Origin of the sequence: Arenibacter algicola, assembly GCF_018860365.1 — a bacterium.
GTDB classification, from domain to species: domain Bacteria; phylum Bacteroidota; class Bacteroidia; order Flavobacteriales; family Flavobacteriaceae; genus Arenibacter; species Arenibacter algicola_B.
This window is the reverse complement of the sequence record NZ_JAHKPO010000003.1, coordinates 312,258-327,857: the sequence shown is the minus strand read 5'-3', so window position 1 is coordinate 327,857 and position 15,600 is coordinate 312,258. Positions and strand designations below refer to the sequence as shown.

The 15,600-nt window shown below is 38.6% G+C and carries 17 protein-coding genes; 11 read left to right on the top strand and 6 right to left on the bottom strand.

All coding sequences use genetic code 11. The features are described 5' to 3' along the window. Window positions 1-27: 27 nt before the first annotated feature. Entirely contained in the window at window positions 28-1,320 is a 1,293-nt protein-coding gene (locus KO529_RS03390; protein WP_215946505.1) for an NAD(P)/FAD-dependent oxidoreductase, read from the bottom strand. A gap of 256 nt (window positions 1,321-1,576) precedes the next feature. Between KO529_RS03390 and KO529_RS03385 the strand changes: the two genes are divergently transcribed. After that, window positions 1,577-2,071, top strand: a complete 495-nt coding sequence (locus tag KO529_RS03385) for an RNA polymerase sigma factor (RefSeq protein WP_031442937.1) — start codon at window positions 1,577-1,579, stop codon at window positions 2,069-2,071. A 4-nt stretch (window positions 2,072-2,075) separates the two neighbouring features. Then, window positions 2,076-2,723: a hypothetical protein gene (locus KO529_RS03380; protein WP_215946504.1), complete on the top strand. Its 648-nt coding sequence runs from the start codon at window positions 2,076-2,078 to the stop codon at window positions 2,721-2,723. On the opposite strand, the gene KO529_RS03375 is transcribed toward KO529_RS03380, so the two are convergent. Both KO529_RS03375 and KO529_RS03370 read right to left on the bottom strand, forming a co-directional pair. Then, window positions 2,720-3,523 carry a lysophospholipid acyltransferase family protein gene (locus tag KO529_RS03375; RefSeq protein ID WP_215946503.1) on the bottom strand — a complete coding sequence of 268 codons (804 nt, stop codon included), beginning with the start codon at window positions 3,521-3,523 and terminating at the stop codon, window positions 2,720-2,722. The genes KO529_RS03380 and KO529_RS03375 overlap by 4 nt on opposite strands. Before the next feature lie 39 nt (window positions 3,524-3,562). Beyond that, the gene (locus KO529_RS03370) at window positions 3,563-4,204 is read right to left on the bottom strand and encodes an NUDIX hydrolase (RefSeq protein ID WP_215946502.1); all 642 of its coding nucleotides are present in this window, start codon (window positions 4,202-4,204) and stop codon (window positions 3,563-3,565) included. A gap of 101 nt (window positions 4,205-4,305) precedes the next feature. Here KO529_RS03370 and KO529_RS03365 point away from each other — a divergent pair, with 101 nt between their 5' ends. Then, the gene (locus KO529_RS03365; RefSeq protein ID WP_215946501.1) at window positions 4,306-5,022 is read left to right on the top strand and encodes a peptidylprolyl isomerase; all 717 of its coding nucleotides are present in this window, start codon (window positions 4,306-4,308) and stop codon (window positions 5,020-5,022) included. An 80-nt stretch (window positions 5,023-5,102) separates the two neighbouring features. On the opposite strand, the gene KO529_RS03360 is transcribed toward KO529_RS03365, so the two are convergent. Both KO529_RS03360 and KO529_RS03355 read right to left on the bottom strand, forming a co-directional pair. After that, complete coding sequence (locus KO529_RS03360; protein ID WP_215946500.1) at window positions 5,103-5,720, bottom strand: trimeric intracellular cation channel family protein; 618 nt, start codon at window positions 5,718-5,720, stop codon at window positions 5,103-5,105. A 3-nt stretch (window positions 5,721-5,723) separates the two neighbouring features. After that, entirely contained in the window at window positions 5,724-6,449 is a 726-nt protein-coding gene (locus KO529_RS03355; RefSeq protein ID WP_215946499.1) for an RDD family protein, read from the bottom strand. Window positions 6,450-6,487: 38 nt separating this feature from the next. On the opposite strand from KO529_RS03355, the gene KO529_RS03350 reads away from it, so the two are divergent. Genes KO529_RS03350 through KO529_RS03325 form a run of 6 tightly spaced genes read left to right on the top strand, consistent with a single transcriptional unit; the run spans window position 6,488 to window position 12,706 of the window. Next, complete coding sequence (locus KO529_RS03350; RefSeq protein ID WP_215946498.1) at window positions 6,488-7,468, top strand: stage II sporulation protein M; 981 nt, start codon at window positions 6,488-6,490, stop codon at window positions 7,466-7,468. Continuing rightward, window positions 7,437-8,378, top strand: a complete 942-nt coding sequence (locus tag KO529_RS03345; protein ID WP_215946497.1) for a hypothetical protein — start codon at window positions 7,437-7,439, stop codon at window positions 8,376-8,378. The genes KO529_RS03350 and KO529_RS03345 overlap by 32 nt, the downstream gene beginning before the upstream one ends. A gap of 5 nt (window positions 8,379-8,383) precedes the next feature. Beyond that, window positions 8,384-9,112 (top strand): DUF4129 domain-containing protein, encoded by a 729-nt coding sequence (locus tag KO529_RS03340; RefSeq protein ID WP_215946496.1) that lies wholly within the window; start codon window positions 8,384-8,386, stop codon window positions 9,110-9,112. After that, the gene (locus KO529_RS03335; RefSeq protein WP_215946495.1) at window positions 9,105-10,316 is read left to right on the top strand and encodes a DUF4350 domain-containing protein; all 1,212 of its coding nucleotides are present in this window, start codon (window positions 9,105-9,107) and stop codon (window positions 10,314-10,316) included. The genes KO529_RS03340 and KO529_RS03335 overlap by 8 nt, the downstream gene beginning before the upstream one ends. 3 nt (window positions 10,317-10,319) lie before the next feature. Then, window positions 10,320-11,324, top strand: a complete 1,005-nt coding sequence (locus KO529_RS03330) for an AAA family ATPase (RefSeq protein WP_215946494.1) — start codon at window positions 10,320-10,322, stop codon at window positions 11,322-11,324. Between the two features lie 47 nt (window positions 11,325-11,371). Next, window positions 11,372-12,706: a DUF58 domain-containing protein gene (locus KO529_RS03325; protein ID WP_215946493.1), complete on the top strand. Its 1,335-nt coding sequence runs from the start codon at window positions 11,372-11,374 to the stop codon at window positions 12,704-12,706. 42 nt (window positions 12,707-12,748) lie between these two features. Here KO529_RS03325 and KO529_RS03320 read toward each other — a convergent pair whose 3' ends face one another. Then, complete coding sequence (locus KO529_RS03320) at window positions 12,749-13,111, bottom strand: hypothetical protein (protein ID WP_215946492.1); 363 nt, start codon at window positions 13,109-13,111, stop codon at window positions 12,749-12,751. Window positions 13,112-13,206: 95 nt separating this feature from the next. Here KO529_RS03320 and KO529_RS03315 point away from each other — a divergent pair, with 95 nt between their 5' ends. Both KO529_RS03315 and KO529_RS03310 read left to right on the top strand, forming a co-directional pair. Then, window positions 13,207-13,431 carry a putative signal transducing protein gene (locus tag KO529_RS03315; protein WP_215946491.1) on the top strand — a complete coding sequence of 75 codons (225 nt, stop codon included), beginning with the start codon at window positions 13,207-13,209 and terminating at the stop codon, window positions 13,429-13,431. Between the two features lie 338 nt (window positions 13,432-13,769). Next, window positions 13,770-15,500, top strand: a complete 1,731-nt coding sequence (locus tag KO529_RS03310) for a tetratricopeptide repeat protein (RefSeq protein WP_215946490.1) — start codon at window positions 13,770-13,772, stop codon at window positions 15,498-15,500. The last annotated feature ends 100 nt before the right edge of the window (window positions 15,501-15,600 follow it).

Below are 15,600 nucleotides of genomic sequence, written 5' to 3'. Positions count from 1 at the left end.
ACAATAAAACTTATTGGTTAATTACTCCTAATCTTTAAAAGCGCTATAATTTCTATTGAAGGGTCTAATGATCAATCGGGCCTCCCTATCGAACCGAACGTAGTTGTATACCCAGTTCACGAAGACCACCATTCTATTCCTGAAACCTATGAGAAAGAAAAGGTGTACGAACATCCAAACAAACCATGCAAAAACGCCTTGGAATCTAATATTCTTCATATCCACTACTGCCTTGTTCCTTCCAATGGTAGCCATACTGCCCTTATCCTTATAAACAAAGGGCTCTAAGGGCTTGTTTTCCAATAATCGCACTAAGTTCTCTCCCAGGTTCCTTCCTTGCTGCATTGCAGGCTGGGCCATCATAGGGTGCCCTTTGGGCGTAGCCTCCGTCTGCATACAGGCCACATCCCCTACAGCAAAAATATTATTATGTCCTTTCACCTTATTGAATTCATCCACCGGAATTCTACTTCCTCCCACCAATAGATCCTTGGCATTCAAACCTTTAATCTCAACCCCTTTTACACCAGCTGCCCATACTAAGGTCGCTGTTTCAAAGTTAACATCTGTATCTGTGGTAACCGTTTTGCCGTCATAGCCCGTTACCCTTGTATTTTTCCAAATCTGAACACCAAGTCCGTCCAAAAAATCCTCCGCTTTTCGGGAAGCTTTTTCACTCATTTCCTTAAGAATACGATCTCCGGATTGAATAAGGTGAATTTGTACCCGCCTGGTATCCAAATCCGGATAGTCCTTGGGCAAAATCCCTTTTTTTATTTCCGCCAAGGCACCGGCCAATTCCACTCCGGTAGGTCCCGCCCCCACAATAACAAAATTCATTAGTGCATCCCTTTCATGATATTGATCGGTGAGAAGTGCCTGCTCAAAGTTTTCGAGTATTAAACTTCTAAGGTTTAATGATTGGGGTATGGTTTTCATGGCCATACTATTTATTTCAATCTCCCTATTCCCGTAATAATTTGTTTCAGAACCAGTGGCAATCACCAAATAATCATATTCCAAAGCACCTATATTGGTTACAATAGTATTCTCCTCGGTTCTTATTTCCTCAACATTGGCCAGCCTAAAGAAAAAGTTGGTATAGCCCTTTAAAACTTTTCTTATAGGATAAGCAATGGAATCTGGCTCCAACCCCCCAGTAGATACTTGATAAAGCAGGGGTTGAAAAGTATGATAATTATGTTTATCCAGAAGTACAACCTGCACCTCTTTGTTTTTTAACCCTTTGGCAATGGAAATGCCTGCAAAACCACCACCTACAATAACAATTCTTGGAAAACTAGTCTTAGGAATATTCATATATGTAAATATGGGTAAATTTAAACATTCGCAAACTAATCAAGAAGAAGAATATTGGATTTAAGTATATTTAGATTCCCCAAAAATAGAACAGCACACCACTTTAACCAACGATTATACCATTCGGATAGATGAAATATATTGTCCAATGAAGTAAATCCTTATTAATTTTCAATTAACCCTTTTAAAAAAAATATATTGGTTGTAACAAAAATATATTTTCTACTACTAATCATCAACTAACTACTAGAACCGAGTGACCAAAGATTTGGAACATCAATTTGTTACGGAATTAGAGTGCAATCAGAATATTGTGCATAAGGTCTGTACATTGTATACCAATGACAGGGACTCTCATAATGATTTATTTCAGGAAATAACGATTCAATTATGGAAGGCCTATCCCAAGTTTAGGGGAGAATCTAAATTTAGTACCTGGATGTATCGTGTTGCCCTGAATACGGCCATAACCTTATATAGAAAATCAAAAAAAAGTATACCGACCCAAGACTATGAGTCGGTCATGTTTAAAATAACAGCGGACGAATACGACCCTACCGAGGAACAACAACTTAAACTGATGTACAATGCGGTAAGGCAATTAGGGGATGTAGACAAGGCCTTGGTCTTTCTTTACCTGGAAGACAAGGACTATAGAGAAATAGCGGAAACCTTGGGTATTACCGAGGTAAATGCCAGAGTGAAAATGAACCGAATAAAAAACAAGTTAAAAACCATTTTAAATCCCTAGCCATATGATGGATGAACTGGAATTATTAAAAAGGGATTGGCAAAAGAAAGACAAGCAATTGCCTCAACTGTCCTTTGATGAGATTTATAAAATGATATGGAAGAAATCGTCTTCCATCGTTAAATGGATTTTCTTAATAAGCATTATCGAATTTTTAGTGCCCCACTTATTGTACTTTCTTCCTTCTATGTCCAAAAATTTGGCGGTTTGGAAAGATCTGGGCCTGGGGAATTTTTTATTGATTTCCAACGTGGTTCAATATACCGTGGTACTGTATTTTATCTTTCAATTTTATAGAAGATATAGGGAAATATCAACTTTGGACAATGCCAAAAAACTTCTATCCAATATTTTAAAGACCAGAAAGACCGTTAAATACTATGTTATTTTTTGTTTGTCCCTGATACTCATGTCCTTTATTGTCATGGCCGTAGGAATATACTTGAACGAAGACCCTATGGCCGCGATGGGATATAACTATTATCCAGAAAATATTAGCCCTGAAAAATTAAAGACCATTTTGATATCTACAGTGGTTGTTCTCGGGATAGTTGTTACCCTGGTAATGGGATGCATTTATTTTTTACTTTACGGAATCCTCCTAAAGAAACTTAAGAAGAACTACAAGGAACTGAAGGAAATGGATATTTAAACCCTGAATTTCCGTTTTTTATTTTCCTCTTCGTAAGCCATTAACTCACTTTTGGGAATAACCTTTAAAAAGGAAGGATGTTGCTCTATGGCATATTCCAATTTTTCAATGATGGAATCGAAAGATTCATTCTCGTAATCAATATCCAATGGCTCCTTGATTACCATGGACTGTAGAATTCCTTTCTTTTTAATGCGCAGTCCTTTTTTATCGAATGATCTTCTAAAACCATCTATAACAACAGGAACCACAATAGGTTTGTATTTTTTAATAATATGTGATGTCCCTTTTCTCAAAGGTTTCCACGGTGTTGTAGTACCCTGTGGAAAGGTAATTACCCAACCGTCATTAAGGGCCGTACCAATATTGGATATATCGCTAAATTTAACCTTCCGGTTAACATCCTTACCTTCGGACCGCCAAGTTCGTTCTACACTTATAGAACCGGCATAGGCCAAAATCTTGGTCAATAGACTCTTTTTCATGGTTTCTGCCGCCGCCACATAATACATATTCAACTTGGGCTGCCATATGTACCCCAAATTTTTTATAGAGTCTTCCCTTCCGCTTAAACTGGCGTTGAATACATGGAACATTGCTACCACATCGGCAAAATATGTCTGATGGTTGCTTACGAAAAGAACATTTTGCGGAGGTAGTTTTCTAATAATATCCGACCCCTCAATTTCAATGGTATTAAATCCCCTATATCTTTTGTGGGTGATAACGGCCAGAATGCGTATAAGCCACTTCTTCAAAAACAAATTATGTCCAAACGGATTTTTCTTAAACAGGCCCATATTTTTTTTGTTAACGTTCAAAATTACAAAATAAGTAACTTATAACACTTGTTTGAACAATTCCTTAATTTCACTTAACATCATGGCTGTTGCACCCCACACCGTATAACCATTTAATTTAAAGGCTGGTACCTCTACATTCTGGGCATATGAAGTATTCAAAATTTGATGAAATATTTTCTTATCATCCATAAAATCATGCAAAGGAACCTCAACAATGGCTGCCACCTCATCTACCTGCCTTAAAAACGGCTTCTCCTTTTTATACAGCCCGAGGTATGGCGTAACCTCAAAATTGCTTGGAGGAATATAGATTTCACTCATGGAACGGATTACAGTAATCTGCTCCCGAATTGCCCCCACTTCTTCCTGAGTTTCGCGCAGGGCGGTGTCCAACAAATTTAGGTCCAACTTTTCTACCTTGCCACCGGGCAATGCTATCTGATTGCTATGTATGCCCTTATAGGTATTTCGTAATATTAGAAGAAGGTTGGTCTGGTAATCCATATTAGGGTAAAAGAGTGCCATTACTGCAGCCTGCCTAGGATTTTTCTTTACGATTTTACCGGACTCCAACTCTTTTATCCTGTACATTGGGGCCATTTTATAATGTGAAGCACTCCCAGGAAGTTCTAGATTTTCTATTTTTGATACTCTGTTGGAAAAATCGTCAAAATGCACAAATTCTAATTTTGTAATTTTTCAGCAAATTAATTAAAAAACAACCAACCCTTGGGCGATATTAATCATTTAACACTCATTTAAAAAATAACACAAATTACATGGCACTTAAAGAGATTTCACTATTTGCAATATTGTTTATGTTCCTTTTAGGGAGCTGCAAAGATCAGCCGACTACCAAAGAAAACAAGCTTCCCCAAAACAATATTAAAAAAGATAGCATTGTTCCCGAGGTGCCTGCAAAAGAAGATGAAAAAGAAGAAGAGGCCTTTGAGCTAACGGAGGATAATGCCATTGAGTTTTTCTTTAATTACAGCAAAACCTTAAAGGAGAACAAGGTAAAACTTACCACTAGTTTAGGGGAAATTACTATTGAGTTGTTCAACAATGTCCCATACCATAAAGCCAACTTTATCTACCTTGCCAAAATGGGGTATTTTAACAACACCTATTTCCATAGAGTGGTTAAAAACTTTATAATACAGGGAGGAAATGCCGACAATGTGGAAACGGCGGAAAAAAGGTCAAAAATAGGACGATATCTTTTACCTCCGGATACAAGAAAAGGGCATAAGCACCATAGGGGAGTTGTATCCATGCCAAGCAGTGAAATCAACAATCCCCATAAATTGGCATCTCCTTACGAATTCTTTATCGTGGTTACCAAACCGGGCTCCTATCACTTGGACGGTGGATATACCCCATTTGGAAGGGTAATAGACGGTATGGATGTGGTAGACAAAATAAACAGCCAACCTGTGGACAACGGCGATTGGCCTTCCCAAAATATCTATATTCTAAAAGCGGAAGCTTTTTAATAGGGGTAAATAATTCGAAATAGATAGAAAGCAAACAGTCCTATTCCTACCCTCTACTTGCAACCTATCCATAAAAACCACTACCCTTCCTTGACACTACGGTAGATACTTGGAAGGGATATTTTGAATCTAACGGCCAGTAATCGGATCCCAATGACGATCAATATGGTAGCTACATAGGCATATGCATCATCATAGGGCAATTTGCGAATGAGGAAAAAGCTAACACCACCCATTATACAGGCCGTGGCATAAATTTCCTTTCTAAATATTACAGGTATTTCATTACATAATATATCGCGTATTACCCCTCCAAAACAAGCCGTTATGGTACCAAGGGCTATGCACATTACCGGTGGCAAGCCCGATTGTAACCCATGAGAAATGCCAACCATAGTGTACAGGCCTATACCAATAGTATCAAAAAGAAACAGTGACCTGCGTACATATTTCAATTGATTCCTGAAAATTATGGCAAAAACAACGGTTCCGGCAATCACATAAACATAGGTGGGCTCCTGCATCCACAATACTGGAGTATTGCCAATTAGCAAATCCCTTAAAGTACCACCCCCGGTCGCCGTTACAAAGGCTATGATAAAGACCCCAAAAAGATCTAATTTTTTGTCAATAGCTACCAAAACTCCAGAAATGGCAAAGGAAATTATTCCTAATATATCAATTACAAAATAGAGCATGGGCTATGATTTTTGGGTATAAAAATTATAATCTTTTAATACGGCATCTATATATTGCACGTCATATAAGTCCGAATTGGAATTTAAAACACTTTCCACTTTATCCCTCAAGGCCTTCATGGTCTTATAGTCATGGCTTTTTCTGGCAATATGGTAGGTTTCCTTTATTAGGCGAACATCTTTATCTGTTAAAAGGGTTACATTGGTAAACTTAGGGGCATAGGTTTCTTCTACCTCTTCCAAAATGGTATGTGAAATTTTCACTGATTTTTTTGTACTAATGACTACGGTACCGGCGGCGGCGTCCCCTAATCTTTGTTTTTTATCGGTAAATAAAATGGTCAACAATCCTACGGACCCGAAGAAAAGCCAAATATCCACAACACGCAGCATCCACCTAACCAATAAATTGGACCAATGTACAGGGGAGCCATCCAATCTTACCACTCTTATTTTCATTAGCATTTTCCCCACCGTTTGACCATTGAAAAGTGAGTGCAATATTAAGCTATAAAACATGGCCGGAAGAAAAATAAGGCTTACCAACCCTATTTGTGTCCAACTATCATCATACACATAACCTATGGCCCTTCCTATCAACTGCACCAGTATGGCGTAGAGATATAGTATAAATCCATCGATTAAAAAAGCTACGATCCTTTCTCCAATACCAACAATTTTATAATCCAGGTTTACATTTTGCGTTGTATTGATTTGAAGTTTGGACATATTAGTACTATTTTTATTTTTTAAAGGATTATCCCAGTATGCGTGAGGCAGCTTTTGTGAAGCAAAATAAAGAAAAATGGATAGCATTTGAAAAGGCTATCAACTATAATGCCCACATTAGCCCGGACGAACTTGCCAATGGTTACATTCAATTGACCAACGACCTTGCCTACGCACAGACTTATTACGCTGAAAGCAAGACATTATTGTACTTAAACTCCTTGGCATCCCAGGCACATCAAAAAATATATAAAAACAAAAAGGAGAGCCGGAACAGAATAGTGGATTTTTGGAAAACAGAATTCCCACTTTTCTTTAGACAATATCATAAAACCTTGGGTATCGCCTTCCTAATATTTATGATTGCCAGCGCTATAGGCAGTATTTCCGTTATGAACGATGATACCTTTGTAAGATTGATCCTAGGTGATGCCTATGTTAATGAGACCCTGAACAATATTGCCAGCGGAGACCCTACGGCCATATATAAAGGGGGCAGTGAAATTGGTACTTTTTTAGGGATTACCATAAACAATATTAAAGTAGCCTTTATGGCCTTTTCTTTTGGCGTAATTACCAGTATTGGCACCGCCTATATTCTGTTTAGCAATGGTGTAATGCTAGGGGCGTTCATCACTTTTTTTTACACTCAAGATGTCTTTTATCAGGCAAACAAACAGATTTGGCTACACGGAACCATAGAAATTTCGGTAATCATTATAGCCGGTTGTGCCGGATTGATCATGGGGAATAGCATCCTATTTCCCAAAACCTATTCCAGAAGGGTTTCTTTTATGAAGGGAGCCAAGGACGGATTAAAGGTAGTGGTAAGCACCATTCCCTTTTTTATTATTGCCGGATTTATAGAAGGGTTTATAACCCGCTATTCCAATATGCCCTCTTGGTTGGCGTTTTTAATTATAGGCGGGTCTTTACTCCTAATCATTTTTTATTATATCATTTATCCCATTTTGTTAAACCAATCTTATGCAAGTCAAAAACCAGGAAAAATTTATTGAACTAAGAGTTAATAGGGACTTTGGGGATATCATCAATGTTTACTTCGAATTCTTTAAACAAAACCTTAAAAAATTTACCAATGTTTTTCTAAGCTACAATGGTATTTTCCTAATAGGACTGTTGGTCGTTAGCTATTTACTGGTGTCCGGGGTAATAGGCCTAATCACCAATAACCAAAACACAGTCTTGGACGTAGTAGGTTCCGGTAGCGAAGCCTATATTATGTACTTTATCTTTGGAGGTATTTTGTTCTTTGTAATTTTTCTAATGGTGGCTGTGTTAAATTATAGTCTCAGCACTTCTTATATGATAAAATACGAAGAACGAAAAGGACAGAATTTTGATAAAACCGACGTTTGGGAAGAAGTAAAAAATAATTTGGGAAGCATTGTTATTTTCATATTGATATTGATGTTGCTCTTTTTTGGCCTTATGATCGCAGCCATAATCTTGACCTTTATTCCGCTAGTGGGAATGCTTGCACAATATGTAATTCAATACTTCGTAATGGCTTGGGTTGGAGTATCGTTTTTTGTTATGCTGAAAGAAAAAAGAGGTGTTACCGATGCCCTTGGGGAAGGTTGGAACTTGGTGACCAAAAATTTTTGGAGGTCCGTGGGGGTTAATTTTATCCTAGGGTTCTTAATTGGTCTTTTGTTCATGGTGGTCATTATGATTCCCGGGATTCTTATAGGTATCTACACTTTTCACGTAGTTCAAAACGATGTTGATCTAGGAGCTTCCGTGGTACCCACCATCATTTACACTTTGGGCACCTGCCTATTCTTGATAATAGCGGTTTATTCACAATGTTTATCACAGTTCGTAAATGGACTATTGTACTTTTCCCTGCACGAAAAAACATATAATTTAAATTCAAGAAGCAAAATAGACCAAATAGGACTTTAAGACCAGTGATAAGATTAGCTGCCGCCATTTATTGTTTTTTCATCCTATTCTCCGGGTTGGCCCAAGGGGAAAAAGATTCGGTACCCTTAACCCAAGATACCAACAGTAAATTGGTATTGCGAACATTGGATGAAAATCTTATCCAAAAATATCAAGGAAAAGAGTTTAACTACGACATCAAGGACGGGGATTCACAAAATTTACTTGCCCGTTTTCTCAACTGGGTTATGAACGGGCTCAGGGATGTCTTTGGTATTGACATCCCTCCGGGAATTACCAAATTATTGGAATACCTAATTTATGGGCTAATGGGAGCTTTGGCCATATACTTGCTTATAAAATTCCTGACCGGAGAAAATGCCTCAGCCATATTTAGAAAAAAGGAGGCGGCAATCATAAATTTAAACTTGGCAGAGGAACACATAGAAAGCCTGGACCTGAATGTTATGATAACTGATGCCGTGCAGCAAAAGAATTACAGATTGGCCATTCGCTATCAATACCTAAAAGTATTAAAAACACTATCCCAACAGCAGGTCATTGAATGGCATTATGAAAAAACCAACCAGGACTACGAAAAAGAAATAGAAGCCCCTAAAATAAGGCTACTCTTTAAAGATGTTTCCTATCTATACGATCATATTTGGTACGGAGAACAGGAAATAGACGATCAAAAATACCGGGCCGCCCAGATGACATTTACCAACCTAAACAATATAAGTGCCCATGGATAAGCGTTCCAAAATAATCCTTGGGTTGTTCCTTGCGGTACTTATTGGTATTGTAGTAACCGAAATTGTACGTCCCAAGCCCTTGAACTGGAGGCCATCCTATACTTCCTCGGACAAAATACCTTTTGGGTGCTATGTATTGTTCAATGAACTTCCCAATCTATTCCCAGAACAAAAAATACATACTACCAGTGAAAGTTTGTACAATATCCTTGCGGAAAGGGATTCCACCATCGCCTCCAACTATTTATTGATCAATGATTTTCTGGACCTGGACAAACAAGAGACCCATAAATTACTTCAATATGTGCACGACGGCAACGATACCTTTATTGCTGCCTCCAACTTTGGGACCTACCTTGCGGACACCTTGAACATTGAAGTAGAAACCCAATACTACATACAAGAGGATACCGTTCTGACCTATCTTACCAACAATTCATTCTCCAAACAAAATTATCCCTTGAAGCGTGGAGTTTACAATACGCATTTTACTTCCGTGGATACTTTAAACACAACTGTTTTAGGGTATATTACCTTTAAATCGGAACAAGGAACTTTATCTTCTGGATCCAATGAACGGACCAAGGGCACCAATTTTGTGAAGGTAAGATTCGGCAAGGGCCATTTTTACCTGAATTCTACCCCACAGGCGTTTACCAACTACTATATGCTAAAGGGCAATAAGGACTATGTGGCAAATGCCTTTTCCTATCTAAAGGATTTGGATGTATATTGGGATAATTATAAAAAATCAGGACGGGTAGTCATAGATTCCCCTATGCGCTTTATACTTAATCAAGTGCCCCTAAGGTGGGCCTATTACTTGGGTATGGTCGGGCTATTGATTTTTGTAATATTCAAGGCCAAAAGGGAGCAACGCATCATTCCGGTAATTAAACCTTTGGAGAATTCATCCATTGAATTTGCCAAAACTGTAGGAGGGCTTTACTATGAGCACAGGGACTATACAGATTTGATCTTTAAAAAAATTAACTTTTTTCTAGAGCACCTTAGAAGTAATTACCACCTTAACACCGAAACGATCAACGAGAAAACCGCGACAGTACTTTCGGCCAGATCGGACAAACCTCTATCAGAAGTCAAGGACCTTTTAGATATGATAGTGCTTCTTAAAAACAAAAAAAATCACAGTGAACAGGATGTAATTCATCTGAACAAAAAATTAAATCAATTCAAAAAATAATACATGGAAGAAAGTCGGCATGAGGAAGACAACAAGCCTTTCGAATTTAAAAGCAGAATAGACCTTGATCAGCTACAGACATCGGTGGCACAGATAAAATCGGAATTGGGAAGAGTGATCATAGGGCAACAGGACATGATAGAATTACTGATTATTTCTATCCTCGCCAATGGGCATTCCCTAATTGAGGGGGTACCGGGAGTAGCCAAAACCGTTACTGCCAAACTCTTGGCAAAGACTATGAATGTAGACTTTAGCAGAATACAATTTACACCGGATCTAATGCCAAGCGACATATTGGGCACGTCTATTTTTAACGTCAAGACTTCGGAATTTGAGTTTAAAAAAGGTCCTTTATTTTCCAATATTATTCTCATAGATGAAATAAACCGTGCACCCGCCAAGACGCAGGCAGCCTTGTTTGAAGCTATGGCAGAACGTCAAATCACTATGGATGGACATGCTTATGAAATGACGCCACCCTTTTTGGTGTTTGCCACCCAAAATCCTATTGAACAGGAAGGTACCTACCGACTTCCGGAAGCACAATTGGACCGATTCCTTTTTAAAATTAAGGTAAACTATCCATCCCTGGAGGAAGAGATAGAGATATTGGAAAGCAAACATCGTCAAAAAAATAAAAACTTGGAAAGCTTAATAACTTCGGTGCTTACCGCTGACCAAATAGCTAGCTACCAAGAGACTATCAAGGAAATTATAATAGAGGACAATTTAATGAAATATATTGCCGGAATCGTCCACAATACGCGCAACAATGCCAACCTATATCTGGGGGCCTCTCCCAGGGCTTCCATAGCTATCATGGACGCCTCCAAAGCATTGGCAGCCATTAACGGACGCGATTTTGTAACACCTGATGATATTAAAAAGGTGGCAACCCCAATATTAGGGCACAGAGTTATATTGACACCAGAAAGGGAAATGGAAGGTTTTACCCCGGATAAAGTGATTAAACAAATTATGGAGACCATTGAAATTCCAAGATAACAGTCAAAACCTGTCGGCATTAAAATATCTATAGTTACATAAAGGAAATGAAAAAAATCCTAAGAAACATCTATCTTCAAAAGAGGTTCTTTATAGTATTGACTGGTTTGGTCATAGGTTTCCTGATATCCTATATGGTGCCTAATATTTTGGGGGCAATAAAATTGTTATTCTATGTTTTTGCCCTAATTTTTTTAGTCGATATTATTTTGGTATTTGCCTCCAAGGGTGGAATAAAGGGCCAACGTTCAGTTCCCGAAAAACTTTCCAATGGGGATGAAAACGAAATTAAAATAAGCTTATTCAATTCATATTTGTTCCCGGTCGGTTTGAAGATTTTGGATGAAATTCCCCATCAATTTCAAAAGCGCGATTTCGGTATTTCCACTACTCTTGGGAAAGGAAAGGAAAAGGTGTTCAGATATTACCTAAGACCTACTGAAAGAGGTGTATATTCCTTTGGGAATTTAAACGTCTTCGCCCACTCCCCTATTGGCTTCATATCCAAAAAGTACACTTTTGGTTATGAACAGCAAGTCCCTGTGTACCCCTCCTTCCTACAATTGCGGAAGTATGACCTAATGGCCTTTACCAATAAACTCTTCGAATATGGCCTTAAGAAAATTCGCCGCATTGGTCATACAATGGAGTTCGAGCAAATCAAGGACTATGTCCTAGGCGATGACATCCGGAACATTAACTGGAAAGCAACAGCAAAAAAAGGTGGGCTGATGGTAAATCAGTATCAGGATGAAAAGTCGCAGCCTATTTATTCCATAATTGATAAGGGCAGGGTCATGAAAATGCCCTTTGACGGACTCAGCTTATTGGATTATGCCATTAACGCCACATTGGTTATTTCCCACATTGCCCTTAAAAAGCAGGACAAGGCCGGAATGTTCGCCTTTAGCAAGAAGATTGAAAACAGGGTAGTTGCCGAGAGACGGAGTTCCCAAATGAACCTTATTTTGGAAACACTTTACAATTTGGAGACCAATTTCGTAGAAAGTGATTACAGCCGATTATACGCCGATATTAAAAGAAATATTACCCACAGGAGCCTAATACTACTCTATACCAATTTCGAGACCTTGGATGCCCTACAGCGACAACTTCCCTACCTACAGGCAATTGCCAAGCAACATCTATTAGTGGTCATTTTCTTTGAAAACACTGAATTGATCAAATTTACCGATGAAAAGGCTGAGACCATTCAACAAATATTTGAAAAAACAATTGCAGAGAAATTTGTTTATGAAAAGAAGCTAATCGTTAACGAATTAAGGAAATACGGTATACAGACCATACTAACAAAACCAGAGCACTTGACCATAAACACCATCAACAAATATTTGGAAATAAAAGCGCGGGGACTTATTTAATTATTGGAAGTGGGGTAATGAAATGTACCTGATTATATTTGTTTACTCTTCAAATGAATTTAGCACCACCTTATTCTTTCTTTTTCTCCTGTTTTTGGAGAAAATATTAATAGTAACCCCTGCAGTAACACCACCCAATACAGTTGCTGCCAAATCTCCATTATCCCAACCCTTGTACTTATTCTCATCATAGGCCTCCTTGGCCAAGCCCGCCAACAAACTAGCCGTTATCGCCCCGGCAAATCTCCAATAGGGATCTCCTCTGGAAACTTTATCAGCTATTGTAGCACCTACAATTCCACTTATGGCACCAGCTCCAAAATGCAAGGCCTTATCCTTCTCTATTTGAGCACTCAATGGCAAAGCAGATATAAAAATAAAAATACCGATTAATATACTTTTCATTGGCCACAAAGATACTAATGCCTGCTGTACAAATACTCTTGCACTGGGGATTATATAAAATTTGTATCTTAACGACAGTATACAAACACTAAAAAATGAATTCAAATTATACCCGCATATTTTCAGGTAGTTTTATTTTGGCACAGACCATAGTAAATCAACTCAAGGAAATTGGCATAGTTCCGGTGATAAAGGATGAATCCGAATCTGGACGGTTGGCAGGTTTTGGATCTGCCATTCAAGGGAACCAGGAAATTTATGTCCATGCCGATGAAGTGGCAAAAGCGCAAAGTATTGTCCAAAAAATTATTGGTGCTTAAAAGAAGATATGGCCAAAAAATTTCCCTATGAAACATTCTTGACCCTATAATTCATATTAATGGCCAGATCATAGTTTTTGGAATATAAACTTTGGTCGCTTTGCTTCAATAACCAATTAACACTTGTATAACCCCCTGAAATTCACTACTTTTAGATATAGGAAAAATTAGTTTTCCATCTCCCCTGTAAGTCAGCGATCACAAATTCCCCCTGGCATTGCAATTAGACAGTCTCTATTCTATATCAAAGCAACCTATCTTCAAACATAGTTTGCCCCATTGTAATGTCTTGGAAATCCAAAAAGGAATTAATAACATCAATCTAAAACTTCAACGTCATGAAAACTAAATTGAGTCTTTCCATATTGGCCATAGTTTTATTGGCCATAGCCTATTTTTGGACGCCTCAAACCTCTCCAAAGGTATTGGAGGTAACGCAGGAAGCCAGTTTTTACTCAATGAAATGTACCGTTGCCAAATTCCTATTGAGCAATGTGGATACCACCCAACAAATTGCACCGCTGTTCGAGAACCTAGGTAATTTACATTTCGGCATAAGCACAAAAGACCAAAAGGCCCAAGCTTATTTTGATCAGGGCATAAAACTTACCTATGCTTTTAACCATGCCGAAGCTCACCGTTCGTTTATGGAAGCATCGCGCCTAGACCCTAAGTCGGCCATGTCCTATTGGGGACAGGCCTACGCCTTAGGCCCCAATATAAATGACCCTATGCCAGATGAAGAGCGCAGGAAAAAATCTTATGAAGCAATATTAAGAGCCAAAAACCTGTCCCAAAGCAGTTCTCCCAAGGAAAAAGCTTTAATAGAAGCTTTGACCCATAGATATAGTGGTGACTTAACAAAAGAAATATCAGAATTGAACATGGCCTATATGAGTGCCATGGAAAAAGTAGTGGAAGCATTTCCAGATGATGCCCATATACAGACCTTGTACGCTGCCTCCATTATGAATACTATGCCTTGGAATTATTGGGACAATGATGGTAACCCAGCACCGAATACACTAAAGGGAAAAGCTGCCTTGGAGCGTGCAATGATCCTGAATCCCGACCATCCAGGAGCCCATCATTATTATATTCATATGGTGGAACTTCCTAAACCGGACCTCGCTGTTCCCAGTGCGGATAAACTAGGGTCCCTAATGCCCGCAGCAGGCCATATTGTACATATGCCTTCACATATTTATATAAGGGTAGGTAGGTATGAGGATGCAGTAAAGGTAAATCAAGCAGCTATTTTGGCAGATGAGGATTATATCTCCCAATGTTATTCCCAGGGCATGTATCCATTGGGATATTACCCGCACAATCTACACTTTCTATGGTCTGCCTCTACCCTCTTGGGCAACAGTGACCTAGCTATTGACGCCGCAAAAAAAACAGCGGAAAAAGTACCTATTGGCGAGATGGCAACTTTGCCATTCTTACAAGATTTTGCTTCTTCACCACTGTTGGCTTATACCCGCTTTGGAAAGTGGAATGAAATTCTGACCATACCTTATCCAGGAGATCAATATAAACACCTTAAACTTATTTGGCATTACGCAAGGGGAATTGCCTTTGTCAGGAAAAATAACATCAAAGAGGCCAAGGAAGAACTGGAAGCCCTTAGGCTAATGAAGAACGACCCAGAATTGGAAACTGTTGTGGCCAATTACACCAATCCATCTTCAAGTATAGCCCAAATTGCACATGGGGTTGTTTCCGGTGAAATAGCCCATGCAGAAGGCAATACAACAGAGGCCTTGGAATATCTAAAGCAAGCGGTATATTATGAAGACCAGTTAATTTATAGCGAACCTACAGCATGGCATATACCAGTAAGGCAGACTTTAGGTGCCGTTTTATTAAAGGCTCAAAAATATGAAGAAGCTGAAAAAGTATATATGGAAGACCTGGAAATACTCCGTCAAAACGGCTGGTCTTTAATGGGGTTACATGAAAGCCTTGTTGGTCAAGGCAAAATAGCGGAGGCAAAAAAGATCAAACAAGAATTTAATAATGCCTGGAAACATGCAGATATAGCTTTAAAAACTTCTGTCCTATAAATATCAACGCACATTTTAAGGAAACCTCCAATATGTTCGAAGATCTTTTTTCCCAAATTGGGTTATTTTATTCGGCTGTAGCACTATACCAAACCTATAT